Below are 25,966 nucleotides of genomic sequence, written 5' to 3'. Positions count from 1 at the left end.
CCTGCCTGCGCGTCCGCATTCCATTCGCATTGCATCATCGAGGACATCATGATTTTTACCCTCACTACGAGGCGCGCGATCCGCGCCGCCACTGTGCTGCTTCCGCTCGTCCTGGCCGGCTGCGCCTCGCTGTCGCCAGACGGCGGCTACTCGCCGGTACAGGCGCTGGTCAAGGAACGCAGCGGCCAGGACATCAAATGGGTCAAGTCGGAAGACGACGCCGCCAGCGTCGCCGATACCATCGCGCCGCTGCTGGCCAAACCGCTGAGCGTCGACGATGCGGTCAAGATCGCGCTGCTCAACAACAAGGGCCTGCAAGCCAGCTACAGCGGGCTGGGCATCGCCGAAGCGGACCTGGTGCAAGCCGGACGCATCCCCAATCCGTCGTTTTCCTTCGGCCGCCTGCGCCGCGGCGACGATATCGAAATCGACCGTTCCCTGATGCTGCCCGTGATGAGCCTGCTGACCATGCCGTTCGCCAGCAAGATCGAGCGCCGCCGCTTCGAGCAGGCGCAATTCCGCGCCGCCGGCGACGCACTGGCGGTCGCCGACGAAACACGCCACGCCTATTTCTCCGCCGTGGCGGCGCAGGAAACCGTCAAATACATGGAACAGGTCAAGCTTGCCGCCGAGGCCGGCGCCGAACTGGCGCGCAAGATGGCGGCGGCCGGCAACTGGAGCAGGCTGGAACAGGCGCGCGAGCAGTCGTTCCATGCCGACGCCACGGTGCAGCTGGCGCGCGCGGCGCAGGCACAGGTAGCCGAACGCGAAAAGCTGACCCGCCTGCTCGGTCTGTGGGGCAAGCAGGCCGCGTTCCAGCTACCGGAGCGGTTGCCGGACTTGCCGAAAGCGCCGCAAGAGATCGCCGACATCGAAGCGCAAGCCATGCAAAACCGGCTCGACATCATGATGGCCAAGCGCGAGCTGTCCGGCCTGGCCGGCTCCCTGGGGCTGACCAAGGCGACGCGTTTCATCAACATCCTCGACCTTGGCCTGATGCACAACAACTACAACCAAGGCCCGTCGCGCGAGAACGGTTATTCGATCCAGCTCGAGATTCCCCTGTTCGACTGGGGCGGCGCACGGGTGGCGAAAGCCGAAGCGCTGTACATGGAAGCCGTGAACCGTTCGGCGGAGCTAGCCGTCAACGCCCGCTCCGAAGTACGGGAAGCGTATGCCGCCTATCGCAGCTCCTACGATATCGCGCGCCGCTACCGCGATGAAATCGTGCCGCTCAAGAAACGCATCTCGGACGAACAGATGCTGCGCTACAACGGCATGCTGATCGGCGTTTTCACATTGCTCGCGGACGCCAGAGAGCAAGCCCGGAGCGTCAATGGCGCAATCGAAGCGCTGCGCGATTTCTGGATCGCCGACTCGGCGCTGAGAATGGCGCAAACCGGCCGTTCATCGACAGCGGCCGACAGCAAACCCGGCACTTCCGCCGTCGCGGCTGCCGACTAACCAACGCTTAATGCAAATACAAGGATAGACATCATGGTGTCACGCAGAAATTTCATGAGCGGCGCCGGCGCCGTCGCCATCGGCGCCAGCCTGGTCAGCCGGGCCGGTGCGGCAACCCTGCCCGAAGCCGTAACGATGGCCGGCGCGGCCACGCAGCCGCCGCTTTCTCCACCCAACGGGCGGCCCTACAATCCGGTGGTCACCCTGAACGGCTGGACCCTGCCCTGGCGCATGAAAAACGGCGTCAAGGAATTCCACCTGGTGGCCGAGCCGGTGGTGCGCGAAATCGCGCCGGGCATGAAGGCCAACCTGTGGGGCTACAACGGCCAGTCGCCCGGCCCGACCATCGAGGTGGTCGAAGGCGACCGGGTACGGATCTTCGTCACCAACAAGCTGCCCGAGCACACCAGCGTGCATTGGCACGGCCAGCGGCTGCCGAACGGCATGGACGGCGTCACCGGCCTGACCCAGCCGGGCATCCAGCCGGGCAAGACCTTCGTCTACGAATTCATCGCAAAACGCCCGGGCACCTTCATGTATCACCCGCATGCGGATGAAATGACGCAGATGGCGATGGGCATGATGGGTTTCTGGATCACGCATCCGAAAGACCCCAGCCAGCATCGCGCCGACCGCGATTTCTGTTTCCTGCTGAATGCCTATGACATCGATCCCGGCAGCTACACGCCGAAAACCAGCACCATGCTCGACTTCAACCTGTGGACCTTCAACAGCCGCGCCTTCCCGGGCATCGACCCAATGGTGTGCAGCCAGGGCGACCGGGTGCGCATCCGCGTCGGCAACCTGACCATGACCAACCATCCGATCCACCTGCACGGCCATGAATTCGTGGTCGCCGGCACCGATGGCGGCTGGACGCCGCCGGCTTCGCGCTGGCCGGAAGTCACCGCCGACATCGCCGTCGGCCAGATGCGCGCCATTGAATTCGACGCCACCGAACTCGGCGACTGGGCTTTCCATTGCCACAAATCGCATCACACCATGAATGCAATGGGCCATGACGTGCCGACCATGATCGGCGTCGACCAGCGCGACGTCCTCGCAAAAATCAACAAGCTGGTGCCGGACTACATGGCGATGGGAGAAACCGGCGGCGCCATGGGCGAGATGGAAATGCCGCTGCCGGACAACACCCTGCCGATGATGACCGGCAGCGGCCCGTTCGGCGGCATCGAGATGGGCGGCATGTTCACCACGCTGAAAGTGCGCAAGGGCCTGGCCGGCAACGATTACAAGGATCCCGGCTGGTACAGGCACCCTGCCGGCACCCTGGCCTACGAATGGAAAGGCGGCGAGGCGGCCATGCCGGAGGCGGCCCGGGCGCCGGACGCCAGGCGCATGGCGGCCAAGCCGGGTGAAAAGGTTCTAAAAGTGATCAAACCCGGCTCGCATGACAACCATTAACCACAGCAACACAACACTCTCTTTTTAACTGAAAGGAATTTTTATGAAATCCGTTTTGATCGCCTCAAGCCTGGCCCTATCGCTGTTGTCAGCCAACGCCCTCGCCCATGGCGACGAGGCCGGCAGCGGCGCGGCGCAAACCCATGACGAACATGCGTCGTCGATGGGCAAGCCGGGAGACCCCGGCAAAGTGTCGAAAACCATGGAAATCGACATGAACGACACGATGCGCTTCACGCCGGCGGCCATCTCGGTCAAGCGCGGCGATACCGTCAGGTTCATCGTCAAGAACTCCGGCAAGGTCAAGCATGAAATGGTGCTGGGATCCATCAAGGAATTGAAGGAGCATGCCGCGCTGATGCAGAAATTCCCGGAAATGGAGCACTCGGATCCTAACCAGGTATCGCTCGATCCAGGTAAAAGCGGCGAATTGATATGGCAGTTCAACAAGGCCGGCAGGTTTGATTTCGCCTGCCTGCAGCCAGGTCATTTTGAAGCCGGCATGCGCGGCAACATCGTCGTCAGATAATTTCTTCAAACAGACAAAGGAAACCCATGAAAACCCGTTCCATTTTAATTGCAGCCTGCGCGTTGCCGCTGGCGCTCTCGTTCCACGCATCCTCCGCAACCGCACAAGAAGCAAGCCAGGCCGAGGCCACGGCGGCGCCCGCCGATGCCGCGGCCATGTCGAGCGGCGAAGTCAGGAAAATCGACAAGGAAGCCGGCAAGATCACCATCAAGCACGGCCCGTTGGCGAACCTGGGCATGCCGCCGATGACGATGGTTTTCCGCGTAAGCGATCCTGCGCTGCTGGACCAGGTGAAGCCGGGCGACAAGATCGGCTTCACCGCTGAAAAAGCCAACGGCGCGTTGACCGTCACAAAAATGCAGGTTGTCGAGTAAGCGTCATCAGCACAAAGAAAAAGAGCCCGCATGGGCTCTTTTTGTCAGACCGCGGCATCTGGATCAGTAGCCGTAATTCTTGGCAACCGTATTGCCCAGGTAACCGCCGCCGACAACCCCGGCGACTGTCGCCAGCGTACGGCCGCGGCCGTTGCCAACCTGGTTCCCCAGCAATCCGCCGACTACCGCGCCGGTAGCGATCCCCAGCGGGCTGACCTGCGATACCGGACGGGCCGGTTCAGCCGGAGCCTGGTATTGCGGCGCCGGTGCATTCTGCGCATACGAAGGGCTGCTGGTGCGATACACGTGATGCACTATGGTTTTCTGTTTGGGCGCAATATTGGCCGGTTCAACCTGGTATCCCGCGACGGCAGGCGCCGCCACCGGCTGCATGTATTGATAGCCGTTTGCGGTCTGCACCAGTACCGGTGCGCCGGCCGCCGCAGCAACGGCTGCCGGTGCTGCGGCGCCGTTGCCGGCAAGCGGCTGTTGCGCTGCCTGTGCGATGTCCGGGGATTGCGCCGCGGCCGGAGTGCCGCGGGAACTCGGAAGGAAACCGGTAATCGCCGCGACGCCAAGCAGGCTCACCAAGATGAGCGAGCCGGCGGCGCCGGCGACCAATGGGTGCAAACGTGCGGTGGTTGTGCTGGCTTCCATTTGATTCTCCTTAGACCGTTGATGTTGAGTTGATTCTACCCACGGCCTTGCGGACAGCACATACGGATTGTGTATCAGATGTTTCGAATTGAAACATGGTGTAGCCTTGTCCCGGCTGAAATCGATTCCCGCCACCTGTCTCCCTGGAGCACCGACTTGAAAACAGATAACAGGAAAACCGTCCTGCACCAGATTCCCGCTGGAGTATGGGTGCTTGGATTCGTCAGCATGCTGATGGATATTTCTTCCGAGATGATCCATAGCCTGCTGCCGCTGTTCATGGTCACCACGCTCAGCGCCAGTGCCCTCGCGGTGGGGCTGGTGGAAGGACTGGCGGAAGCCACCGCCTTGATCGTCAAGGTGTTTTCGGGGACCTTGAGCGACTACCTGGGAAAGCGCAAAGGACTGGCAGTGTTCGGTTATGCCTTGGGGGCGCTGAGCAAGCCGCTGTTCGCCCTCGCTCCAGGCATGGGCATGGTGCTGTCAGCCCGTCTCCTGGACCGCGTAGGCAAGGGCATACGCGGCGCGCCAAGGGATGCCTTGGTAGCAGACATCACTCCGCCGCAATTGCGGGGAGCGGCATTCGGCCTGCGCCAGTCGCTCGATACGGTCGGCGCATTTCTTGGTCCCTTGCTGGCGGTCGGCCTGATGCTGCTCTGGGCCAACGATTTTCGGGCAGTGTTCTGGCTCGCGGTCATTCCCGGCTTGATGGCGGTAGTGCTGCTTTTCCTCGGTTTGCGCGAGCCAGAACCTCAGAAAACAGAAAGGCGCAGCAACCCGATCCGGCGTGACAACCTGAAGCGGCTTGGCGCCTCTTACTGGTGGGTAGTCGGCATCGGCGCAGTATTCACGCTAGCCCGGTTCAGCGAAGCGTTCCTGGTGCTGCGCGCGCAACAGGGTGGCATTCCGCTTGCCTTGGTGCCGCTGGTCATGGTGGCGATGAACGTCATCTATGCCCTGTCTGCGTATCCGTTCGGCAAGCTCTCGGACCGGATGGATCACAGAACGCTGCTGATGCTCGGCCTGGCCGTCCTTATCCTGGCCGACCTGGTTCTGGCAAGCAGCAGCCATTGGGGCGTGGTATTGGCCGGCGTCGCTCTCTGGGGCATCCATATGGGCATCACGCAAGGCCTGCTGGCGGCGATGGTGGCGCACGCCGCACCGGCCGACCTGCGCGGCACCGCGTATGGCTTCTTCAACCTGGTGAGCGGAATCGCGATGCTGCTGGCAAGCCTCCTGGCTGGCCTGTTGTGGGACAGGCTGGGAGCATCTTTTACCTTCTTTGCGGGCGCGGGGTTTTGCGCGGCCGCGCTTGCAGGCCTCGCCGGGACAATCAAGCGCGCCAACAACTGATCCTGCGCCGCGAATGCGCCTGTCAAGGCATCGCGATCCAGCCGCGATAGCCGACATAGAAACCAACCAGCAAGATCGACGCGCCGGAAAAATAAGGCGCCTTCCGGGCAATCTCGCCAAACCCGCTCCAGCGCCTGGAAACATGTTTCACGCTCAGGGCCGCCAGTGCGCCAGACAGCACCATTGTCAGCGTCAGGCCGATGCTGAAGCACAGGACCAGCGTAGCGCCGAGCGCGATCTTTTTCAGCGGCAGGCAACGTCCAGCCCGGCATAGTTCCAGTCGCACCACGCCGTGGCCGGTGTCGATACGCTTGGTTTCGTCGCGCGCATTGCCATGATCATGTCCACGGCCATGCCCGGCAAAACGCAGCTGGCGCCAGGTACGCCACATCGTCCAGGCCGCGACGCCAGCGCCTCAGCTCGGAAGAAGGTTGATTTCAGGCAGGATTTCAGGCCGAACATTTCAAGAATAGCATTTTGGCATTTCGTAACGAGCTGTAAAAAACCGGTACTTTTTATCCCGCATACCCGAGTATCGATACCTCAGGGCGACGCTTGATAAGCGCCCGGTCGCCCGCATATGCCACAAATCATTCCCGGAAAGCCCTATGCCATCCTAGCAATGCGATATCGAATCGCGCAGTTTAAAGGACCCTGACCATGCAATACCTGCAGATAATCGTCATCCTCACCACACTGATCGTCGGCCTGCCCCTGACCAGCATGGCCAGCACCAGCGACACCACCGAAATGCAGACCACCCCGGCGGACCAGACTGCCCTGCCGATGGTGAGCGGCGAAATCCTCAAGCTCGACGCCGGTACCGGCAAGATCACCCTCAAGCACGAACAAATCCCGAATTTCGGCATGCCCGCCATGACCATGCTGTTCAAGGCTGGCGATCCGGCCATGCTGGCGCAGTTCAAGCCCGGCGACAAGGTCCGGTTCGCCATCGACAAGGTCGAAGGCGCGCTGACCATAGTCAGCCTGGAGCTGGCCGGCTGATCTCCCCTGGATCGCCGTCCTCAAGGACGGCGGTTGACTATCCGGGCTGCTCCCGCCTCGCCGTCTGGCTGGATCACTTCCAATGAAACCTGCGGCCCCTTGCGCGGATCGTGCTGGAAAGTGATGCGGATTTTCTGCGCGGTCTCGATGCCGGCAAAATCCCTGGCCAGGATCCGGGTCACGGTCGGCAGCTCTTCCGAACCTAGTGCAAAGGCATCGCTTTCGTTCTGCTGCTCGGATGCCACATGGCCGTTCTTGTATACGCAGGCGATGGCCTGCAGAGGATCGATGCCATTGCTCATCAGGAAGGAATCGTTGACCAGGAACAGCGCCGGCGGGATCTTCTCGACATCGATCTGGCTGATGTCCGGCCAGTCGTTCTTGGTGATCACTTTGCCGCCGGCATAATATCTGGCGACAAACTGGTCGCCCATGCAGGGCAGGTGTGCGGTGGCCGCTTCGGCGTGCTGCAACAGCTGTTGCACCTCGCCGGCTTCGAATTCCACGGTAATGGACGGTGTTGTCATCATGTTTGTCATGGCCGGATTATCGCACCGCGGGCGGCTTTGCAGCGCTGAAAGCTTGGCCGGCCCGTTGCGCCCGCCCTACGCCGGCAATAAAACTGCCGGCAAAGCGCGGAATCCCTGCCGCCGATACGATGTCCGGTATTTATCCTGCATTTATCACGTATATAATGTGCGAAATGGAAAATCCCAACGAATTCGTACAATGGCTGCGCTCGGTCGCGCCCTATATCCACGCCTTTCGCGGCAAGACCTTCGTGGTCGCGTTTCCGGGCGAACTGGTCACCGCCGGCGCCTTGCCGGTGCTGGCGCAAGACCTGTCGCTGCTGCATGCGCTCGGCATCAAGGTAGTGATCGTGCACGGCTCCCGGCCGCAGGTCGAAGAACAGCTGGCGCTGCGCAACGTGGAAGCGCGCTTCCACAACGGCTTGCGGATTACCGACACCGCCGCGCTGGAATGCGCCAAGGAAGCCGCCGGCGAACTGCGCCTGGATATCGAAGCCGCATTCAGCCAGGGCTTGCCCAACACGCCGATGGCGCACGCTGCGATCCGTATCATTTCAGGCAACTTTGTCACTGCCCGTCCGCTGGGCGTGATCGACGGCGCCGACCTGCAGCTGACCGGCGTGGTGCGCAAGATCGACTACGACACCATCCATCCGATCCTCAACGCCGGCGGCCTGGTGCTGCTGTCGCCGCTGGGTTTCTCGCCGACCGGCGAAGCGTTCAACCTGACCATGGAAGACGTGGCGGTGGCGGCGGCGATTTCGCTGCGCGCCGAAAAGCTGATTTTCATCAGCGAAACGCCGTTGATGAAAGACGCCGGCGAGACCGAAATCCGCGAACTGTCTTCGCACCAGGCGCAAGCGGTGCTGGACAGCGGCTGCCTGCCGGCCGATTCTGCCTTCTACCTGCAGCACGCGATCAAGGCCTGTAACGCCGGCGTGCCGCGCGCCCACGTGGTGCCGTTCGCCACCGACGGTTCGGTCCTGCTGGAACTGTTTACCCACGATGGCGTGGGCACCATGATTTCCTACGAAAACCTGGAAAGCCTGCGCGAAGCCACGATTGAAGACGTAGGCGGCATCCTGAAGCTGATCGAACCGCTGGAAAACGACGGCACCCTGGTCAAGCGCGGGCGCGAACTGATCGAACGCGAAATCCACTATTTTTCGGTGATCGAGCATGACGGCGTGATCTTCGGCTGCGCTGCCCTGTATCCTTTCCCGACCGAAAAGATGGCGGAAATGGCTTGCCTCACGGTCAATCCGGAAGTGCAGGCGCAAGGCGACGGCGAGCGCATCCTGAAACACATGGAAAGCCGGGCCCGCGCTGCCGGCTTCACCAAGCTGTTCGTGCTGACCACCCGCACTTCGCACTGGTTCCTGCGGCGCGGCTTCGTCCATGCCACCGTCGACGACCTGCCCAAGGATCGCCAGCACATGTATAACTGGCAACGGAAATCGCTGGTATTGATCAAGACCCTATAAAACCGGGACCCTGAATCAAGCTCCCTAAACCACGATCAGGCGCCGGCGAACTATCCCCTATTCAACCGATCTTACAAGCGGGCCTGTGGCAGCACGGCCCGCAATATCTACAAGGAAAAACCATGGCACGCACCATCCATTGCATCAAGCTAGACAAAGAAGCCGAAGGACTGGACTTCCCGCCGTATCCAGGCGAACTGGGCAAGCGCATCTATGAAAGCGTCTCGAAAGAAGCCTGGGCCGGCTGGCTCAAGCACCAGACCATGCTGGTCAATGAGAACCGCCTGAACCTGGCCGATGTGCGCGCCCGCAAGTACCTGGCGGCGCAGATGGAAAAGCATTTCTTCGGCGACGGCGCCGATGCCGCTACCGGCTACGTGCCGCCGACCGAATAAGCTGCCTCTCCAGAATATCTCTCTTCCCCTCTACCTCTGTGGCAAAATAAGCAAGATTGATTTGTCCGGAGGTAGCATCCTGTCGCGGCCCATGCGCTGTTGCCCCACACCAGATCCAAGTGACTATCCTTCGCCGGATATGCGCGCTTTTTCGTCCGCTTTTTCGTCCATTCTTTTCTCCACAGATCGGAAATTTCATGCATCTATTCCGTAAACGTTCCTGGTCCAACCGCTTGCTGTCTTATGTGCTGGCCGCTGCCTGCGGCATCGGCTTCACCGGCATCGCCGAGGCCGCGACCGCGCTGCCGGCCGGCGTGACCCAAGGCCCGTCCGCCGAAGGCATCACCGAATACCGGTTTGCCAACGGCTTCAAGGTCTTGCTGTTCCCCGACGCCTCCAAGCCCACGGTAACCGTCAACATGACTTACCTGGTCGGTTCGCGTTTCGAGAACTATGGCGAAACCGGCATGGCGCACCTGCTGGAACACCTGATGTTCAAGGGCACCCCAACCCACCCTGCGATTCCCAAGGATTTCAGCCAGCGCGGCATGTCGTTCAACGGCACCACCAACCTCGACCGCACCAACTACTATGAAATTTTCCAGGCCGGCGACGACAACCTGAAATGGGCGATCGACATGGAAGCCGACCGCATGCTGCATTCGTTCATCGCCAGGAAGGACCTGGACAGCGAAATGACGGTGGTGCGCAACGAATACGAACAAGGCGAAAATTCGCCGTACGGCGTCCTGTTCAAGCGCCTGCAAGGCGTGGCTTACGACTGGCACAACTACGGCAAGCCGACCATCGGCAACCGCAGCGATATCGAGAACGTCAAGATAGAAAACCTGCAAGCCTTCTACCGCACCTACTACCAGCCCGACAACGCGGTGCTGCTGATCGCCGGCAAGTTCGACCCGGCCAAGACCCTGGCCTGGGTCAGCCAGGCTTTCGGCAAGCTGCCCAAGCCGACCCGCAAGATGCGCGATTTCTGGACCGTGGAACCGACCCAGGACGGCGAACGCAGCGTCACCGTGCGGCGCCAGGGCGACGTGCAGATCGTTGCCGTTGCCTACAAGATTCCGAGTGAACTGCATGCCGACAGCGACGCCCTGTCCTACGCCGGCACGATCCTGGCCGACACGCCCAACGGCCGCCTGCACAAATCGCTGGTGGAAACCGGCAAGGCTACCGCCATATTCAACTATGAAATGACCGGTTATGCACCGGGTCTGGAGATCATCGCGGCAGTCGTCAAGAAAGGCGAGCCGATCGAACCGGTCCGGCAGGCCTTGATCGAAGGCGTAGAACAATTCGCCAAAGTCCCGCCGACTCCTGAAGAAATGGAGCGTGTGCGCCTGGACAACGCCAACAGCTTCGAAAAGCTGCTGAACGATCCGCAGAAAGTCGGCGTCGCCATGTCCGGCAGCATCGCGCTGGGCGACTGGCGCTTGCTGTTCCTGGGCCGCGACCGTTCCAACAAGGTCACCTCCGCGCAAGTAGCGGCAGCGGCGGCGCATTACTTCACCCGCGACAACCGCACGGTCGGCCTGTTCCTGCCGGAAGACCAGCTGCAGCGCGCCGACGTTCCTGCGGCGCCAGGCCTGCCTGAACTGTTCAAGGACTACAAGCCGCAGCAGGCGGTCGCCGACGGCGAAGCTTTCGATCCGTCGCAAGCCAATATCGACGCCCGCACCCAGCGCTCGCAGGTGGGCGGACTGAAGCTCGCGCTGCTGCCGAAAAAGACACGCGGCGAAACCGTCACGGTCAAGCTGAACCTGCAATGGGGCGATGAAAAAACCCTGTTCGGGAAAAAGACCGCTTCCGAATTGATGGACGCCATGCTGATGCGCGGCACCACCACGCTGACGCGCGAACAGCTGGCCGACGAGTTTTCCAAGCTGAAGATCAGCGGCAGCCCGACCCAATTCCAGACCACGCGCAGCAACCTGCCGGCGGCCTTGAAGCTGGTCGCCAGCGTGCTCAAGCAGCCGCGCCTGGATCCGGCCGAATACGAACGCTTGCGCAAGGAAGCCCTGGTCGGGCTGGAGGCGTCGCGCAACGAGCCGAATACGCTGGCCGCCGAGGCCATCGCCCAGCATTTCAACAAATATCCGCAAGGCCACTGGCTGGCGGCGCAGACCGTGGACCAGCAGATCGCGGCGATCCAGGCCACTCCCCTGGCTGAGGTCAGCGCCTTCCACCACGACTTCTACGGCGCCTCGCAAGGCGAGCTGGCGATCGTCGGCGATTTCGACGTCGCCGCCGTCACCAAGGTCGTCCAGGACGAATTCGGCGGCTGGAAAAGCGCAGCGCCTTACCAGCGCGTGATCCGCCAGAATTTCGACGTGGCGCCGCTGCAGAAAACCATCAACTCGCCGGACAAGGAAAACGGCTTCTACGTGGCGCGCCAGAACCTGGACATGCGCGACGACGACGCCGACTACCCGGCCATGATGGTGGCCAACTACCTGTTCGGCGGCGGCGGCCTGAAATCGCGCCTGATCGACCGCGTGCGCCAGAAAGAAGGCCTGTCCTACGGCATCGGTTCGTCGCTCGACATCAGCTCCATCAGCCGCGCCGGCAGGTTCTCGGTGCAAGCCATCGCCGCCCCGCAAAACCTGGGCAAGGTCGACCTAGCAGTCAAGGAAGAACTGGCGCGCGCATTGAAGGAAGGTTTCAGCGCAGAAGAACTGGCCCGCGCCCAATCCGGCATCCTGCAGGAAAACCAGAACGCCCGCGCCCAAGACAGCGCCCTCAGCGCCGGCTGGGCCAGGCTGCTGGACATCGACCGCACCTTCGCCTGGAGCAAACAGGTAGAAGGCAAGATCAGCGCCTTGACGGTAGAACAGGTCAACGCAGCTTTCCGCAAATACATCGATCCGGCCCGCATCAGCGTGGTGATTGTGCGGGATGAAGCAAAGGCCAAGGCAAATGCTGCCGTGGCGGCAAAGCAGTAAGAGCTAGCAATCCCACAAAACCGCTGCCGCACTCGCCGAATTGATAGCGAGTACGGCAGCGGTTTTTTTTTGGTGTTGAAGTTGCTTTTGAAGTTGCTTTTGAAGTTGCTTTTGAAGTTGCCGTTGAAGTTGCCGTTGAAGTTGCCGTTGAAGTTGCCGTTGAAGTTGCCGTTGAAGTTGCCGTTGAAGTTGGGGTTGAAGTTGGGGTTGAAGTTGTTTTTGACGTCGAAGTTGTTTTTGACGTTGGGGTTGCTTTTGAATTCCGCATTGGGACGTTGCCTTCCCTCCGGTCCCCGACAGCGGTCAGCCGGGAATTGTGGGAAGACATGTTTGAGCCGAAGGCGAGTTTGTCTTCCCACCCGGCTGACCGCGGGCTCATTTGGGGACCCGACCGGAGGGAGGGCAACGGCTTTGCGGTCGCCTTTTCTTTGCTTACTTTCTTTTGGCGAAGCAAAAGAAAGTGAGCGGCTGCCGGGCCGCCCCCGGCTTGCATCCACGGAGTAGAAAACGTTTTAGGTAACGACGAACGAAGGCCGTCGAACGCCGCCGAACGTACCCTGTGGCCCGTTAAATGGGGTCAGAGTAATTTTCGCAAAAAACCGCGAAAAAAAACTCCGACCCCATTTAACTACTACTGTTGCTGTGGCGGATGCAGCAGCGAACGTTTCCTGGCGTAGCCGAAATATATTGCGAAGCCTATCGCCAGCCAGCACAGGAACGCCATCCAGGTCACCGCCTGCAGATGACACATCAGGAACACGCAAAACCCGATCGCCGCCAACGGCACAAACGGCACCCCCGGACACCGGAAAGCCCGCGGCAAATCAGGCCGCGTCCTGCGCAACACCAGCACCGCCACCGCAATCAGCGAAAACGCCATCAAGGTCCCGATATTGATCAGCTCAGCCAGGATGTTCAAAGGAATCAGCGCCGCAATGAACGCAAACACGATCCCCACCAGCCAGGTAGTAAAGAACGGCGTAGCAAAACGCGGATGAATGCTCGACAGCTTCTTCGGCAGCAAGCCATCGCGCGACATGGCGAACAGGATCCGCGTCTGGCCGTAAGTCATCACCAGGATCACCGTGGTCATGCCGATAATCGCTCCAAGGTCGACAAAACCCGCAACCCAGTTCTCCCCCGCATACTGCAACGCCAGCGAAACCGGATGGTCGACACCGTCGAATTTCGCAAACGGCACAATCCCAGTCATGATCGCCGCCACCACCACATACAGCAACGCGCAGATTCCCAGCGAAGCAATGATCCCCACCGGCAGCGCGCGCGCCGGATTCTTGACCTCCTCCGCCGCCGACGTCACCGCATCGAACCCGATGAAAGCAAAGAACACGATCGCCGCCGCATTGAACACGCCGTTATAGCCGAACGGCAGGTAAGGCTGCCAGTTGGCCGGCTGCACATGGCCGGCGCCGACCACGATGAACAGCAGCACCACCGCCACCTTGATGAACACCATGACATTGTTGGCGCGCGCCGATTCGCGGATGCCGATCGACAGCAGGCCGGTAATCACCAGCAGGATGCAGAACGCCGGCAGGTTGAACCAGGTGGTCACGTCAGGAACGGCGCCCGGCGCCGCGGTCAGCACAGTCGGCAAGGCGATCCCGAAACCGGACAGCAGCGACTGCATGTAACCCGACCAGCCGACCGACACCGCCGACGTCGCCAGCCCGTATTCCAGCATCAGGTCCCAACCGATGATCCAGGCCACGATTTCGCCCATGGTGGCATAGCTATAGGTATAGATCGAACCCGAGACCGGCACCGTCGACGAAAACTCGGCATAGCACAGCGCAGCGAAACCGCAGGCGACCGCGGCCAGGATGAACGACAGCGAAAGACCGGGACCGGCCAGCAGGGCGCCGCTGCCGGTGAGGACAAAGATGCCGGTGCCGACAATCGCGCCGACGCCCAGCAAGGTCAGGTCCATCGCCCCCAGCGTGCGCTGCAGGCCGGTATTGGTGCGGCTGGAATGGATCATCTTATCCAGATCCTTGGTACGAAATAAACTCATGCAACAACCTCCTTCAAAAACGATAAAGCCACCCCAGCCAAACGGTAGCGGGAATTTCCTATCGACAATCCTGGAAATGGCAAAAAAGACAATAATTATACTTGGTGGCGCTAGCCGAACCGGAAAACCGCCAGGCGTGCATGGCAGTTCACATTTACCCGCATACGGATTTCCTCTGGCAGAACTCCCGGCCGGCCGCCCTGCCGCCGCCTTCCGTCCGCCGCATATCGATAGTCGATTTATCGCAAAACGGCTATTTCCCGGCCTCGGACCGAAAAAAAGCGACCAGTCCACTTATCAAAAAAACAGTCTACACAATTTCAATAATAATGAATATAAACAATATATTAGATGTATATGGAGCGCACCAAAATGAGACCACAAATTTATTAATGCAATACCAGTTAGATACAGATTGACAGCCACTTTTTGCAATCTTAAAGTGCCCTTAATTCGATATTTCCATATGGAAATAATGAAGATGGCGGATGAGATGCCGTCTGTTTCCGGCAACCTGGTCCAACGGCATCCGCAGTGATTTTTTAACAGCTTCGGTTTTGGTTCACATTGCATAACAAGTCCGTGCCTACCGGCAGCTGGCCTCCCCACGCTGCCCGACCAACCTTCTCAGGAGAGAAAATTGAAACTGAAACTCATACAGGGCCTCATGCTTACCCTGGCCTGCAGCGCCGTCATGACCGGCAGCGCCGAGGCCAGCCCGCTGATGGCAGCAAGCGCGCAAGCAGCGACCACGGTAGCCTGTTATCCAGCCTGGGTCGCCAGCACGGCCTATACCGGCGGCGCCACGGTCAGCTACAACGGCGTCAACTACAAAGCCAACTGGTGGACCCAGGGGAACAATCCTTCGACCAACAACGGCGGCCCGGGCACAGGCCAGCCATGGACCATCGTCGAAAGCTGCGGCGTCGTGACGCCGCCGCCTCCTCCGCCACCACCACCGCCTCCTCCAGGCGGCGGCACCACGCCGGCCGGTTTCGTTTTCAGTCCGTACAAGGATGGCAACATCAACCTGAACTGGAATACCTATGCGATGAGCACCGCTGTCACCGGCAGCACGCAGACCGTGCTGAGCGCCATGCCAGCCAAGCTGACGACCCTGACCTGGGCCTTTGCGACCGGCGCCTGCGGTAGCGAAAACTGGGGCGGCGTATCGGCATCGGCCTTCGCGGCAGCCAACGTGCAATCGTTCGTCAACGCCGGCAAGAAGTACATTGTTTCCACCGGCGGCGCTGCAGGTTCCTTCACTTGCGGCAACGATGCCGACTTCAAGAAATTTATCCAGACCTATTATTCGGCCAACCTGGTCGGCATAGATTTCGATATTGAAGCAGGCCAGAGCACGGCTGACATCAACAACCTGGTGCTGCGCGTGAAAAACGCACAAGCGGCTTACCCGAACCTGCGTTTCAGCTTCACGCTGGCGACGCTGGGCGGCCATGTAACGCCTAGCCTCGGCTACTACGGCGTGCAAGTGATGCAGGCGATCCAGGCTTACGGCTTGACCAACTACACCATCAACCTGATGGCGATGGACTACGGCAGCTCGGCCGGCGGCAACTGCATGCTCAACAGCAGCGGCGGCTGCGACATGGGTGCATCGGCGGTGCAATCGGCAATCGAACTGCATAACCAGTACGGCGTACCGTACAAGCAGATCGAAGTGACGCCGATGATCGGCGGCAACGACACCACCGACGAAACCTTCTCCATCGCCGATGTCACGACGCTGGTGAACTTCGCGCAGCAGAATGGCCTGGGCGGCATCCACTTCTGGTCCTTCGATCGCGACCGCGATTGCGCGCCAGGCTCGGCATCGCCTACCTGCAACACGTATGGCCAGGCAGGCACCTTGGGCTTCACCAACGCCTTCATCTCGAAACTGGGACTGTAAGCACAGCAGGGCCGGCTCAAGCCGGCGTCAAACAAAAAGCCCCGTCCAGATCTGGACGGGGCTTTTTTTCAACCTTGAAGACTATCGATGGCCGCACTCAGGCGCGCCATCCTCGACCATGCATCAACCGCGCTTGACCCAGGTCACCTTGCCGTTGGCGATGCCCAGCGTGCGCCGGTCTTCCCAATAGTCCATGGTGCCCATGAACTGTTCGCCGTCGCGCTCGCCGATGCGCCAGCGGCAGCCGGCCAGCAGCGCCGTTGCCTCGCTCTCCGTTTTGCCGATGAGCGCGCTGTCTTCCATTTTATCTGCCTTGCAGCCTTGCGCCGAGCCCGGCGTTCCCTGCGGTCCGGGCGTAACCGCGGGCGCCGAGCCTGAGTCGGCGGCGCAACCGGCCAGCGTCACGCTCAATACTGCCGCTGCCGTCATGTGGCTGATGTGTTGGTTGGTCATTGTCTTGGATTCCTTTCAAGGATAGGCCGCGTTGGGCTTGCGGTGATGCGATCACCCTGCCCGGACGATTCTACTATGCAGCCGTGCAGCTGCCAACGACGGCGCTTTTCCAGGAAACGATCCGCAAGCAAGGCTACGGCTTGAGCAGGTCCGCCGCCACTTTATCGAGCAGCACCGCATCGCGGTCCGCGGACAGCTGCCAGAACATGGCGCCGCCCAGGTCCATCTGCTTCAGGTACTTGATCTTGTAGTCGATCGATTCGACATCGTCGTAGCTGACGAATTCGCCGGTGTCCGGGTTGAACAGGTAAGGCACTTTGGCGGCGTCGTTCCAATAACGGGTAAAGCCGCTGCGGTTCACCAGGGTGGCGCTGATGTCGGCGAAATCCAGTTCCCCCGGCTCGACGCCGCCGCGGCCCTTGCCGTTGCAGTCCTGGTGCTGTCCGTGCAGCTGCGCGCCGCACTGCTTCCAGCTATAGCCGTAGAAAGGCATGCCCAGCACCAGCTTGCGCGCCGGGATGCCAGCCTGCAGGGCCATCTCGACCGTGCTGCTGACATTGAATTTCGGGTCGGCGCCGGGCCGCGCCAGCGCCGGATCGTTGTACAGGGGCGCAACGTGGCCGGCGAATTTGCTCCATGACCCGCTGAAGTCGTAGGTCATGATGTTGACCCAGTCGAGGATCGCGGCGACCTTGGCCATTTCGGTATTCTGGAAAAATCCCTGGTTATTGCCGATCGCGGCAGTCAGCAGGTAGCTGCGGCGCTCCTGTTTGCCGGCGCTGTCGAGGCGCTCGCGCAGCGCTTGCAGCAGCAGCGTGTAGTTCTGCTTGTCTTGCGGCCGCATGATGTTGGCGGCGTCGCCGCCGGCAACCGGGAATTCCCAATCGATGTCGACGCCGTCGAAACCGTTTTTACGCAGGAAAGCTACGGCGCTGTCGGCGAATTTCCGGCGCGACTGCGGTGTCAGCGCCACGTCGGAAAACTCCTTGGAGCCGGCCCAGCCGCCCACCGAGATCAAGGTCTTCAGCTTGGGAGAGCGGCTTTTGAGGCCGCGCAGCACGATATAGTCACGCGCGCTCTGGTCGGTGCCGGAGGACTGGTCGGCGACGATCTCGCCATCCTTGATCAGCGCGAATGCATAATTCAGGTGAGTCATCTTGCTGGCGTCGATATCCGCCGCCGAGTACTGGCGCTGCTGCGACGGCAAGTAATATGCCACCACCTTGTAAGGCGCCGCCATGGCCACGGCTGGCAACAACGCTGCCAGCAGCATCGGTAACCGCATCAGTTTCATCATGTCTCTCGCTTATCCTAAAAATCGCAGTTGGACGGCAACGGCGGCGCCATGGCTGCGACCGTGTCCACATGGTGCACGCCGCCGCGGCGGTAAGCGCCGACTGCCGCCTCGACCTGCGCCGGCGACAGCAGCTGGTCCTTGGCGTGCATGACCCAGGCCAGGTCCTGTTCGTAGCGCCGATCAACCTTGGTGTCCGGCAGCACGCCGCTGGGCGAAAACCACAAATTGAAATTGATCGACATCGGCTGCGCCGGGTAATTGCGGCCGCCGTGCTCGTCGAGCTGCACCCCATCCAGGAAATAACGGACCTTGCCGCCCGCCACTTGCATCAGCACGGTATGCCAGCCGCCCAGCGCGCGCTGTTCCTCATGCACCTGGTTGAATGCATTCCAGGGTTCCATCTGCACCGTCTGCCAGGACACGCTGTACAGCCTGCTGTGCGGATTGCCCCAGCCGCCGTTGGGCAGGTACTCCCAGTCCAGCTCGCTGTACTGCGGATCGAAATCGTGCTTGAGCGGGCTGGAGGTGTAAAAGGATTCGACCACCAGGTCGCCGCCGGGTCCTTGCAGCGGCGCATCGGTAAACCGGATGCGGGCGGCGTAAGTGCCTTCGAAATATTTACGCTGGTGGCAAAGCTGCGCCTGGTAAGTGCCTTCAGCCGTGCCGTCGGTGCGCGCGCTCAGGCGCAGCAGCCGCTGGCCGCCGGCTTGCGGATCGTCGACCAGGCTGATGGTGCCCGGCCCCCACTGCCCATGCGCGATGCCGGGATGGCCTTGCTGGTCGCGGATCTTCCAGCCGCCCGCGGTCAACGCGGCGGTATCGGCGTAGTGAAAGTCATCGAAGAACATGCCGGCCGTGCCGGCAGCCATGGCGTTGGCCGCTGCCAGCAATGACGCCAGGGCCAAAGGGTATCGCAAAAAATGCCGCATCGCTCAGACCGCCGCCGGCTGCGCGTCCGCTTCGGCAGCACGCTCATGGCGTCCGATCGGCACGATGCGCGACAACAGCAAGACCGGTATCGCGGAAACCAGCACCCACAGGAAGAAATGCTGGTAACCGAGCGCACCCTGGACCGCGCCGCTGACCATCTTGAACAGCACGTAGCCCAGCTGCATGATGCCGGTGCCGAGCGCGTAGTGCGCCATCTGGTATTTGCCGACCGCGACTTCCTGCATGATGAACAGGATCAGCCCGACGAAACCGAAACCGTAGCCGAACATTTCAAGGCTCAGGGCGGCGCCGATTACCCCCAGGCTGCTAGGCATGGCGGTGCTCAGGAAAAAATAAGCGAGGTTCGGCAAGTTCATCGCCAGGATCAGGAAAAACATGCTGCGCCGCAGGCCGCGCCAGGCCGTGAAATAACCGCCCAGCAGGCTGCCGGCAATGAACGCCACGGTCGCCAGCGTGCCGTACACGGCGCCGACTTCCGCCGTCGCCAGCCCCAGTCCGCCTTCAGCGCGCGCGGCACGCAGGAACAGCGGGCCGATGGTGGTGATCTGGCCTTCGCCGGCGCGGAACAGGATGATGAAGGCGATCGCCAGCCAGATGCCCGGTTTCCGGAAAAAATCGATGATCACGTCGCGCAGGGTGAGCCAGACGCCTCTCATCGCACCCTTGCCATCGGCAGGACGGGCCACATTGCGGCCGGCCGGCAAGGCCCACAAATGATAGATAGCCAGCAGCAGCATGCTCAGCCCCAGCATGCCGAAAATCAGGCTCCAGGCTTGCGCCACCGCCATGCGTTTCTCGAAATAGCCCGCCAGCACCACCAAGCCGCCCAGCGAGAAAAACCGCGCGACATTATAGAAGCCGCCCTGCCAGCCGGCGTAGGTGGCCTGCTGGGTCGAACTCAGGCTGGCGATATACAAGCCGTCGGCCGCGATGTCATGGGTTGCGGAGGCAATCGCCACCAGTCCCAGCAAGGCGATGCTGACCGCAAAATAATCCGGCAGGTGCAGCGCCAGCGCCACCAGCCCGAGGCTGGCGCCGCCAAAAAACTGGAACAGCAGCACGATCGATTTCTTGCTGCGCGCCGCTTCCAGGAACGGACTCCAGAGCGGCTTGAAGACCCAGACGAAACCCAGCATGCCGGTCCACAGCGCGATCTGGTCGTTGGCCATGCCCATGCTCTTGTACATCAGGCCGGCGATGGTCGCCACCACAAAATACGGCAGGCCCTCGGCGAAATACAGCGTCGGCACCCAGAGTGCGGGATGGTGCTCGGGTTTCTCCTGGATGCTCATGTCAGCGATCGCCGTGGGTAGGGTTGCTGGTTACCGGCACCGGCATCTTGCCGTGTGCGTCGAGGTTGCCCGCCAGCCAGCCGGCGACTGCTTCCAGCGCCGCCGCGGCAAAGCCGTAGGTGATCAGCGCCGGCGCTGCGATATCCAGTATCTGGAACGGATTCCACAGCACCAGGTGCAGGTCGGGACGCCAGTTCTTGCTGGCGTTTTCGCCATAACGCAAACGCGTGGTCGAGGCCAGGATCACGATCCTGCCGTCGGCCGGCAAGGCGGCCCAGTCGAGGCTGTCCTCGTCGTCGAAAGTCACCAGGTCGACGTCGTAGCGGCGCGCCAGCAAGGCAGCCACCGCCTCGGCCGGCAGGCCCGCTTCGGCGACGCCGTCGCCGGCGGCGTCGGCGCAGGCCACCAGGCGGATTTTTGCGCCGTCGGCCAAGCGCTGCGGCTGGCCGGCCACGGTCAGGGCGCGGCGCCAGGCGTCGGCCATCAGCCGTTCATCGGCGGATTCAGTGAGGTAGGAACCGGCTGCGCAGGGATAAGCTGCGGCCAGGCGGTCCAAACGTCCCAGCCTGGCGGCCAGTGCGGCGCTGCCAAGCTCGCCGCGGTCATCGGCGGTAGCCAGCGCCATCGTCAGAGACACCAGGGTTTCCTCCTGCGTGCGGCGGTTGCCCAGCGCCATGACCATGTCTGCGCCCGCCGCCAAAGCGCGCACGGCCGCATTGCCGACGCCATAACGGCCGGCGATCGCGTGCATGTCCATGCCGTCGGTAATGACGACGCCGCGGTAATCCCATTCGGTGCGCAGCAGGCCGGTCAGGATCTTGTGCGACAAGGTCGCCGGATATTCAGGGTCCAGCGCCGGATAGACGATGTGCGCGCTCATCATGGCCGGCGCCCGCCGTGCCGCCTTGAACGGCGCCAGCTCCAGCAGGTCCAGCGCGCTGCGCGGCTTGGCTACCGTCGGCAGGTCGCGGTGGGAGTCGACGTGCGTATCGCCATGCCCGGGGAAATGCTTGACGCAGCAAGCCACGCCCTCTTCCAGGCTGCCTTCCATCCATGCCAGCGCCAGCTCGGTGGCGCGTTGCGGATCGGCGCCGAAAGAACGCTCGCCGATGACCGGATTGGCTGGATTATTGTTGAGGTCCAGCACCGGCGCGAAATTCCAGTTGAAACCGAGCGACTTGATGCCGCGCGCGACAGCGGCGCCGACAGCACGCGCCAGCGCCACATCGTCGACCGCTCCCAGCGCCATCGCCGCCGGCGGCGCCGGCAGCCAGGTAGCGCGCACCACGGCGCCGCCTTCCTGGTCGATGCCGATCAATGCATTCGGTCCCATTATTGCCCGCAAGTCAGCGGTCAGCTTGCTCAGCTGTCCGGCGTTCACCATGTTCTGGCGGAACAGGCAGACCGCGCGGATATGGTTGTCACGCAAGAATTGCGCGGTGTCCTCATCCAGCACCGTGCCCGGCATGCGGATCATGATCAGTTGCCCGGCGATGCGGCGCGCCGCGCTCAGCCTGTCTTGGGGATCGAATTTGCTATCGGTGCTGCTCATAGTGCTGCTCCATCTGTGCGGCGCGGCTGCGCGGTTTCAGCCGCTTAAATTCAGTCGCTTAAATTCAATCGATTAGTTGGTCTTGGTCACTTTGCTCAGATGGCGCGGCCGGTCGGGATCAAGGCCGCGGGCGATGGACAGCTCGGCTGCCATGACATAGAAAGCCTGGATCGCCACGATCGGGTCCAGGTCCGGCGTCGGCGCCAGCGGCAAGGTCAGGTCGCGTTCGCTGACATCGGCCGGCGCCGCCAGCAATACGCGCGCGCCGCGTCCGCGCATTTCTTCGGCCAGCTTGACCAGGCCGGCCTGGGCCGGTCCGCGCGTGGCAAAAATCAGCAAGGGATAACCTTCATTGATCAAGGCCATCGGGCCGTGCTTGATCTCGGCGCCGCTGAACGCTTCGGCTTGCAGCACCGAGGTTTCCTTGAACTTGAGGGCAGCTTCGAGCGCCACCGGAAAGCTGGTGCCGCGCCCGACCACCATGATGCGCGAAGCCGGCGCCAGGACTTCGATGGCGGCCGACCAGTCGGTTTCGGCGGCCAGCTGCAGCGCAGCCGGCAGGGCCTCGATCTGCGCCAGGAATTCGGCGTCACCTTGCCAGTGCGCCACCAGGCGCGCCGCCGCGGTCAGGCTGGTGATGAAACTCTTGGTCGCCGCCACGCTCAGCTCAGGTCCCGCATGCAGCGGCAAGCACCATTCAGCGCTGTTGGCCAGCGGCGAAGCGGCATCGTTAACCAGCGCGACGGTGGTGGCGCCGCCTTCGCGGAAATAACGGATAGGTTCGATCACGTCCGGGCTCTGGCCCGACTGCGAAATGGCGATGGCCAGCGCATCGCGCGTCAGCAGCGGCGATTTGTACAGCGTCACCAGCGACATCGGCAACGAAGCCACGATGCGGCCAAGGCGCGCCATGATCAGGTAAGCGCAATAGTTCGCTGCATGGTCGGAACTGCCGCGGGCGACAGTCAGCACGTTGGCCGGCTGCGCGCTGCGCAGCCGGGCGCCGAGCGCCGCATAGCTGCCTGTGTCGCGCTGCAATTGCAGGGCCACATGTTCCGCCGCGGAACACGCTTCCTGCAACATGAGCGAACTAAACTTCTGTGAGATCAATCTGTTCCCCTTCTACATAAACCGCGGTTAAGTTGAGTTGCCGGTCCAGCACCACCAGGTCGGCATGGCAGCCGTTCGCCAGCCGGCCGCGCTGCTCCAGGCCGAGATGGTCCGCGGCATAAGTCGATACCCGGTGCGATGCGTCGTCCAGGCTGAGCCCGAGCCCGACCAGGTTGCGCAAGGCCTGGTCCATGGTCAGCGTGCTGCCGGCCAGGGTGCCGTCGGCCAGCCGCACGCCGCCCATGCATTTGTGGACTTGCTGGCGGCCCAGCATGTAATCGCCGTCCGGCATGCCGGTGGCGGCGGTCGAATCGGTCACGCAATACAGCCGGGGAATGGCGCGCAAGGCTGCCTTGATGGCGCCGGGATGCACATGCAGCAAGTCGGGAATCAGTTCCGAATAGCGGGCGTGCGCCAGCGCCGCGCCCACCATGCCGGGCGCCCGCGCCTGGAAGCCGGTCATGGCGTTGAACAGGTGGGTGAAGCCGGAAGCGCCGTGCTCCAGCGCTTGCACGCCCTCTTCATAACTGCCCAAGGTATGGCCGATCTGCACCCGCATGCCGGATTCGCTGAGGGTGCGCACTACCTCGAGGTGGCCGGCGATCTCGGGCGCCACCGTGATCAGCTTGACCGGCGCCATGGCGCTCAGGCGCGCCACTTTCTGCAGGGTCGCTTCCTGGGCGAAATCGGGCTGGGCGCCGAGCTTGCCGGGGTTGATGTACGGCCCCTCCAGGTGCACGCCGAGCACCCGCGCGGTGCCGGCGCGGCGCTGGCGGCAGGCATGGCCGCAGGCTTCCAGCGCCTGCTCCAGGTCGCTCAGCGGCGACGTCATGGTGGTGGCCAGCATGCTGGTGGTGCCATGGCGCGCGTGGATGGCGGAGATCACATAGACCGCGTCGCCGCCATCCATGATGTCCTTGCCGCCGCCGCCGTGCACATGCAGATCGATGAAGCCGGGCAGGATGTAAGGATCAAGGTTGTTGCCGGGATCGACCTCCACGCCTTCAATCGCAATGATGCGGCCGTCGAACCGCAGGACGCCGCTGACCCAGCCTTGCGGCGTCAATATGTTGCCCTTGAGCTCGCCTTTGAAACCTTCGCCTGGATCGCCTGCTGAGTCGCCGCCCGGTTGGCGTTGACCCGTCATCGACGCAACTCCGCGACGAAGTCGTAGTAGTCGCTGCGGCAATACGAATGCGACAGCTCGATCGCCGTGCCGTTTTCCAGGTAGCCGACGCGCGTGATGTGCAGCATCGCGGCGCCGGTCTTGATATCGGCCAGCTTGGCCTGGTCGGCGCTGGCGTTGATGGCGCGGATGTGCTGCAGGGCGCGCACCGGCGCCACGCCCAGCGTCTCCAGGTGGACATACAGCGAATCCGTCACCGCTTTCGGATCCGGCAGGTAGTGCGCCGGGATGGTGGTGGTTTCGATCGCCATCACCACGTCGTCCGCGGTGCGCAGGCGCTTCAGGCGCGACACCACGGTATTCGGCGACAAGCCCAGCGCCAGGATTTCTTCGGCGACGGCGATGCCGGTTTCGCGCAGCAGCCATTGCGAACCGGGCCGGAAACCGCGCTGGCGCAGCTCTTCGCTGAAATTGGTCAGGCGCGACAGCGGCTGCTCCAGCTTGGGCGTGATGTAGGTGCCGGAACCGCGCTTGCGGATCAGCATGCCGCGCTCGCACAATACATCGATCGCCTTGCGCGCCGTGACCCTGGATATTTCGAGCGAATCGGCGAGGATGCGTTCGGACGGCAAAGCTTCGTCCGGCTGCCAGACGCCGCTGTTGATCTGTTCTGACAGCCGGTTTACCAGCTGCAGGTATAAAGGCGTGTCGCTAGCGGCATCCGGCTTGAGTTTTTCTATCTGGGCTAGCATGTTTTTTTCCCTTTTAATCTTTCATCGATCAACCGCAGCGCGCCCGCGGCCGCATCGGCGTGCGGCTTGACGACCAGCGCCAGCAACTGTGCGGGCAGGTACTCTTGCAGATGCGCGGCGAGGCCGCCGCACAAGGCAACCGGCAGCTGCCCCGAGGGGTCGAGCGCAGCGGCGATCCTGGCGACTTCCTGTCCCGCCGCCAGCATGATCTGGCGCGCCGCCGGTTCGCGGCCAGCGTGGCTAACAACGATCGGCGCCAGCTGGGCGTAGCGGGTCTGGCTGGCGCCGGCCAGCCAGGCGAACATGCTGTCGCGATGGCTATCGAAACGGGGGTTGCTGCCGCGTTCGCAAAAATGGATCAGGGCGCGCGCAAAATCGCTGCCGGGCGCCCGGCCGTCCAGCACCTGCTGGACATGCGTGATGGCGCGCATGCCGATCCAGGCGCCGCCAGCTTCGTCGCTGGCAGGGAAACCCCAGCCGCCGACTTCGCGCCGCCGGCCGTCCGCCGTCAGTACTTCACCGACGCTGCCGGTGCCGATGGCGATGATGACGCCGGGACGTCCCTGATGGGCGCCGACCAGGGTGGTGAAGGCATCGGTTTCCAGCACGGCGTCGCCGAAACCCGGATTCCTTGCCGCAAAATCGGCGGCCCACTGCTTGTTGTTGACGCCTGCCAGCCCCAGGCCGATGGCCATTTTTTCCAGCGCCGGCCGCACCAGGCCCGCGCTCGCAAATGCCGCGTTGAGCGTTTCCAGCACGGCCGACCAGGCTTGTTCCACGCCATGCATCAGCCCGGAAGGCCCGCCGCTGCCAAGCGCCAGCGGCGCGCCGTCATTACGCGCCAGGCGCACGCGAGTGCCGGTTCCACCGCCATCGACACCGATCAGGTATTCAATCATGTTGTTGCATCCGTCGCTTTCATCTGCCACTGGCATTGTTCTTATTAGCGCTAACAAACTGGATTTACTGTATGAGGACAGAAAGCGGCTGTCAATCGGTCATTAAGTGGTATCGGCAAATCCACCGGACAGGCCCTTCAGCCAGGCATTTTCTGGTCAAAAAGATACTATCCGCTATTCCATGAACTGCTCATTGCCGACGATGCCGATCTTGGTGACGCCCAGCCGCTGCGCCGACGCCATCACGGCGGCCACCGACTTGTACTCCACCAGCTTGTTCGGCCGCAGGTGCACTTCATCGATATTGCCGCCCGCGACCACCGTCTTCAAGCGGTCTTCCAGTTCCGCACGGTTCGCCATCGGCGTGCCGTTCCACATCACGGTTCCTGTCGGATCGATATCCACCGTGTC

At 62.2% G+C, this 25,966-nt stretch carries 24 protein-coding genes and 1 pseudogene; 11 read left to right on the top strand and 14 right to left on the bottom strand.

What is annotated here, in order from left to right; genetic code table 11:
- Positions 1-48: 48 nt before the first annotated feature.
- Genes AC07RZ_RS06145 through AC07RZ_RS06130 form a run of 4 tightly spaced genes read left to right on the top strand, consistent with a single transcriptional unit; the run spans position 49 to position 3,792 of the window.
- Positions 49-1,464 (top strand): TolC family protein, encoded by a 1,416-nt coding sequence (locus AC07RZ_RS06145; RefSeq protein ID WP_494667294.1) that lies wholly within the window; start codon positions 49-51, stop codon positions 1,462-1,464.
- A gap of 33 nt (positions 1,465-1,497) precedes the next feature.
- On the top strand, positions 1,498-2,889 hold the full coding sequence (locus AC07RZ_RS06140) for a copper oxidase (RefSeq protein ID WP_144738630.1): 1,392 nt from the start codon (positions 1,498-1,500) through the stop codon (positions 2,887-2,889).
- A 43-nt stretch (positions 2,890-2,932) separates the two neighbouring features.
- Positions 2,933-3,418 carry a cupredoxin domain-containing protein gene (locus AC07RZ_RS06135; protein ID WP_494667293.1) on the top strand — a complete coding sequence of 162 codons (486 nt, stop codon included), beginning with the start codon at positions 2,933-2,935 and terminating at the stop codon, positions 3,416-3,418.
- 26 nt (positions 3,419-3,444) lie between these two features.
- Entirely contained in the window at positions 3,445-3,792 is a 348-nt protein-coding gene (locus AC07RZ_RS06130; RefSeq protein WP_494667292.1) for a copper-binding protein, read from the top strand.
- A gap of 63 nt (positions 3,793-3,855) precedes the next feature.
- Here the strand turns inward: AC07RZ_RS06130 and AC07RZ_RS06125 are convergent, their stop codons facing one another.
- Positions 3,856-4,449, bottom strand: coding sequence for a glycine zipper 2TM domain-containing protein (locus AC07RZ_RS06125; protein WP_494667291.1), 594 nt, complete (start codon positions 4,447-4,449; stop codon positions 3,856-3,858).
- A 228-nt stretch (positions 4,450-4,677) separates the two neighbouring features.
- Here AC07RZ_RS06125 and AC07RZ_RS06120 point away from each other — a divergent pair, with 228 nt between their 5' ends.
- Positions 4,678-5,802: an MFS transporter gene (locus tag AC07RZ_RS06120; RefSeq protein ID WP_494667498.1), complete on the top strand. Its 1,125-nt coding sequence runs from the start codon at positions 4,678-4,680 to the stop codon at positions 5,800-5,802.
- A gap of 22 nt (positions 5,803-5,824) precedes the next feature.
- Here the strand turns inward: AC07RZ_RS06120 and AC07RZ_RS06115 are convergent.
- A pseudogene (locus AC07RZ_RS06115) lies at positions 5,825-6,058 on the bottom strand (nickel/cobalt efflux protein RcnA); the annotation flags it as partial.
- Between the two features lie 404 nt (positions 6,059-6,462).
- On the opposite strand from AC07RZ_RS06115, the gene AC07RZ_RS06110 reads away from it, so the two are divergent.
- Positions 6,463-6,807, top strand: a complete 345-nt coding sequence (locus tag AC07RZ_RS06110; RefSeq protein ID WP_494667290.1) for a copper-binding protein — start codon at positions 6,463-6,465, stop codon at positions 6,805-6,807.
- 20 nt (positions 6,808-6,827) lie between these two features.
- Here the strand turns inward: AC07RZ_RS06110 and AC07RZ_RS06105 are convergent, their stop codons facing one another.
- On the bottom strand, positions 6,828-7,337 hold the full coding sequence (locus AC07RZ_RS06105; RefSeq protein ID WP_494667289.1) for a hypothetical protein: 510 nt from the start codon (positions 7,335-7,337) through the stop codon (positions 6,828-6,830).
- 173 nt (positions 7,338-7,510) lie between these two features.
- Here AC07RZ_RS06105 and argA point away from each other — a divergent pair, with 173 nt between their 5' ends.
- The 3 genes from argA to AC07RZ_RS06090 all read left to right on the top strand — a co-directional run bounded on the left by argA (position 7,511) and on the right by AC07RZ_RS06090 (position 12,176).
- Positions 7,511-8,821 carry an amino-acid N-acetyltransferase gene (argA, locus tag AC07RZ_RS06100; RefSeq protein WP_092393506.1) on the top strand — a complete coding sequence of 437 codons (1,311 nt, stop codon included), beginning with the start codon at positions 7,511-7,513 and terminating at the stop codon, positions 8,819-8,821.
- A 122-nt stretch (positions 8,822-8,943) separates the two neighbouring features.
- Positions 8,944-9,216: an oxidative damage protection protein gene (locus AC07RZ_RS06095; protein WP_038487255.1), complete on the top strand. Its 273-nt coding sequence runs from the start codon at positions 8,944-8,946 to the stop codon at positions 9,214-9,216.
- 197 nt (positions 9,217-9,413) lie between these two features.
- Positions 9,414-12,176 (top strand): M16 family metallopeptidase, encoded by a 2,763-nt coding sequence (locus AC07RZ_RS06090; RefSeq protein ID WP_494667288.1) that lies wholly within the window; start codon positions 9,414-9,416, stop codon positions 12,174-12,176.
- A 631-nt stretch (positions 12,177-12,807) separates the two neighbouring features.
- Here the strand turns inward: AC07RZ_RS06090 and bcaP are convergent.
- The gene (gene bcaP / locus AC07RZ_RS06085; RefSeq protein WP_494667287.1) at positions 12,808-14,211 is read right to left on the bottom strand and encodes a branched-chain amino acid transporter BcaP; all 1,404 of its coding nucleotides are present in this window, start codon (positions 14,209-14,211) and stop codon (positions 12,808-12,810) included.
- Between bcaP and AC07RZ_RS06080 the strand changes: the two genes are divergently transcribed.
- Positions 14,210-14,587 carry a hypothetical protein gene (locus AC07RZ_RS06080; RefSeq protein WP_494667286.1) on the top strand — a complete coding sequence of 126 codons (378 nt, stop codon included), beginning with the start codon at positions 14,210-14,212 and terminating at the stop codon, positions 14,585-14,587. The two genes, bcaP and AC07RZ_RS06080, sit on opposite strands and share 2 nt — an antisense overlap.
- Before the next feature lie 264 nt (positions 14,588-14,851).
- Entirely contained in the window at positions 14,852-16,123 is a 1,272-nt protein-coding gene (locus AC07RZ_RS06075; RefSeq protein ID WP_494667285.1) for a glycosyl hydrolase family 18 protein, read from the top strand.
- A 123-nt stretch (positions 16,124-16,246) separates the two neighbouring features.
- Here AC07RZ_RS06075 and AC07RZ_RS06070 read toward each other — a convergent pair whose 3' ends face one another.
- The 10 genes from AC07RZ_RS06070 to AC07RZ_RS06025 all read right to left on the bottom strand — a co-directional run.
- Entirely contained in the window at positions 16,247-16,576 is a 330-nt protein-coding gene (locus AC07RZ_RS06070) for a hypothetical protein (protein ID WP_144738638.1), read from the bottom strand.
- Between the two features lie 133 nt (positions 16,577-16,709).
- Positions 16,710-17,873: a glycoside hydrolase family 18 protein gene (locus AC07RZ_RS06065; protein ID WP_494667284.1), complete on the bottom strand. Its 1,164-nt coding sequence runs from the start codon at positions 17,871-17,873 to the stop codon at positions 16,710-16,712.
- 14 nt (positions 17,874-17,887) lie between these two features.
- Positions 17,888-18,790: a glycoside hydrolase family 16 protein gene (locus AC07RZ_RS06060; protein WP_494667283.1), complete on the bottom strand. Its 903-nt coding sequence runs from the start codon at positions 18,788-18,790 to the stop codon at positions 17,888-17,890.
- A 15-nt stretch (positions 18,791-18,805) separates the two neighbouring features.
- Positions 18,806-20,116 carry an MFS transporter gene (locus AC07RZ_RS06055; protein ID WP_494667282.1) on the bottom strand — a complete coding sequence of 437 codons (1,311 nt, stop codon included), beginning with the start codon at positions 20,114-20,116 and terminating at the stop codon, positions 18,806-18,808.
- A gap of 1 nt (position 20,117) precedes the next feature.
- Complete coding sequence (locus AC07RZ_RS06050) at positions 20,118-21,668, bottom strand: glycoside hydrolase family 3 N-terminal domain-containing protein (RefSeq protein ID WP_494667281.1); 1,551 nt, start codon at positions 21,666-21,668, stop codon at positions 20,118-20,120.
- 72 nt (positions 21,669-21,740) lie between these two features.
- Positions 21,741-22,751 carry an SIS domain-containing protein gene (locus tag AC07RZ_RS06045; protein WP_144738642.1) on the bottom strand — a complete coding sequence of 337 codons (1,011 nt, stop codon included), beginning with the start codon at positions 22,749-22,751 and terminating at the stop codon, positions 21,741-21,743.
- 7 nt (positions 22,752-22,758) lie between these two features.
- Positions 22,759-23,925, bottom strand: coding sequence for an N-acetylglucosamine-6-phosphate deacetylase (nagA, locus tag AC07RZ_RS06040; RefSeq protein ID WP_494667280.1), 1,167 nt, complete (start codon positions 23,923-23,925; stop codon positions 22,759-22,761).
- Positions 23,922-24,656: a GntR family transcriptional regulator gene (locus AC07RZ_RS06035; RefSeq protein ID WP_014006962.1), complete on the bottom strand. Its 735-nt coding sequence runs from the start codon at positions 24,654-24,656 to the stop codon at positions 23,922-23,924. Before AC07RZ_RS06035 ends, nagA begins: the two co-directional genes overlap by 4 nt.
- Positions 24,650-25,555 (bottom strand): glucosamine kinase nucleotide-binding domain-containing protein, encoded by a 906-nt coding sequence (locus tag AC07RZ_RS06030; protein WP_494667279.1) that lies wholly within the window; start codon positions 25,553-25,555, stop codon positions 24,650-24,652. Before AC07RZ_RS06030 ends, AC07RZ_RS06035 begins: the two co-directional genes overlap by 7 nt.
- Positions 25,556-25,729: 174 nt before the next feature.
- A partial coding sequence (locus AC07RZ_RS06025) for an ExbD/TolR family protein (RefSeq protein WP_494667278.1) occupies positions 25,730-25,966 on the bottom strand: 237 nt, incomplete at its 5' end.

This window comes from Collimonas sp. GW821-FHT07E08, from assembly GCF_059418905.1.
This window is presented reverse-complemented; position numbering and strand designations above follow the sequence as displayed.